The organism is Vibrio sp. 1180_3 (assembly GCF_029478545.1).
Lineage (GTDB): Bacteria > Pseudomonadota > Gammaproteobacteria > Enterobacterales > Vibrionaceae > Vibrio > Vibrio aestuarianus.
This window is the reverse complement of sequence record NZ_SJFM01000226.1, coordinates 1-307: the sequence shown is the minus strand read 5'-3', so window position 1 is coordinate 307 and position 307 is coordinate 1. Positions and strand designations below refer to the sequence as shown.

The following is a 307-nucleotide window of genomic DNA, read 5'->3' as shown; positions in this document are numbered from 1 at the left end:
AGTAAGCTTTCCCAAGAACACTTGAATGTGTTTGGTATCAATACGTAAACGTATTGATATTGAGAACTTTTATTTGATAACAACAAATCACGTTGTTATCAGTCAGCTTTCCAAATTGTTAAAGAGCAAGATTTTCTGATGAAAACCATTTTTAAGAACACTTAAGCAATGTGCTTAAAGATGGTATCCCGTAGGGGAGTCGAACCCCTGTTACCGCCGTGAAAGGGCGGTGTCCTAGGCCTCTAGACGAACGGGACACTAAGTGGCGAATGTTTGGGAACATTCTTTCTCTAAAACTGTATAAACC

Annotated in this window: 1 tRNA gene; it reads right to left on the bottom strand. The window is 39.4% G+C overall.

Annotated features, from left to right (window positions below):
* Positions 1–181: 181 nt before the first annotated feature.
* Positions 182–257 (bottom strand) — tRNA-Glu (locus EYW48_RS21675).
* Between the last annotated feature and the right edge of the window lie 50 nt (positions 258–307).